The 742-nt window shown below is 57.8% G+C and carries 1 protein-coding gene; it reads right to left on the bottom strand.

What is annotated here, in order from left to right; translation table 11 throughout:
- Positions 1–8 precede the first annotated feature (8 nt).
- The gene (locus NDI89_RS23805; protein WP_277525410.1) at positions 9–686 is read right to left on the bottom strand and encodes an IS6 family transposase; all 678 of its coding nucleotides are present in this window, start codon (positions 684–686) and stop codon (positions 9–11) included.
- Positions 687–742: the final 56 nt, after the last annotated feature.

Genomic DNA, 742 nt, shown 5'->3' with positions numbered 1-742 from the left:
GGCACTGTCTAGTTTAGCACCTCCGCTGGCGTCTGTCCGTTGAGTGACTGGTGCGGTCGCTGTGTGTTATAGTAGTGTACGAACTGTTCAATCCATCCTCTGACGCTCGCCCGACTGCCGACCCATGAGTTATGGAAGCGGTCGACCCGCATTTTGAGGGTGTGAAACCACTTTTCGATGTGGTTTCGATCGACATAGTCGAGGTGACCTCTCAATCCTAATCGAGAGAGGGCAGTCAGATAGCCAGCACCATCGACGAGAAACGTAGCGTCAGAGAGATCGTGTTTCTCGGCGAGTCCATGCAGAAACGCGGCAGCTGGATCGGTGCCTCGGCGTCTAAAGAGCGCGACATCGAGAATGAGTTTTGTGTCGAGGTCTATTGCAGCGTACAGCCAAGACCGGTCGCCGTTGATCCTGACAGCGGTTTCATCAACCGCGACCCGCGACGGCTGCGCCGTCGGCGGGTCTGGCACGCTGTCAGCCAGCCGATGTACCCAGTGCCAGATTGCTTGGTGAGAGCGCTCAACGCCGAGTGAGCGAAGAATTGCTTGTGTCTCTCGAAGCGAACAACCGGTCGCGTGGAGCCGGACGGCGAACGCCCTGACGGGCGTCGCCGTCCGCTCACGCTCCCAACATTCATCAAATTCCGCCGCGTAGCTCTCGCTGAGCAGGTCTGCGAGCATCATTCCAAACCAACTCTACGACCTGCTCACTTCTCAAACCGCGCTAACTAGACGGTGCC

Source organism: Natrinema salsiterrestre (assembly GCF_029502005.1).
Classification (GTDB): Archaea; Halobacteriota; Halobacteria; order Halobacteriales; family Natrialbaceae; genus Natrinema; species Natrinema salsiterrestre.
The sequence above is the reverse complement of the archived record's forward strand: the minus strand, read 5'-3'. Positions and strand labels throughout refer to the sequence as shown.